Here is a 202-nt window from a genome sequence, read left to right on the forward strand (position 1 = left end):
AGCGGGAACCTGGAAAGCACCGAGGAAATCGGATCGAGAAAAGATCTGATAGAGTCGGAAACACCGAAGGGAAGCGCCCGGAGGAAAGCCCGAGAGGGTGAGTACGAAGGAAGCGACCGTTCCTTGAGAACTCAACAGCGTGCCAAAAGTCAACGCCAGATATGTTGATACCCCGTCTCCGGCCGGATGGCTGGGGCGAGGT

The organism is Bradyrhizobium jicamae (assembly GCF_001440395.1).
Lineage (GTDB): Bacteria > Pseudomonadota > Alphaproteobacteria > Rhizobiales > Xanthobacteraceae > Bradyrhizobium > Bradyrhizobium jicamae.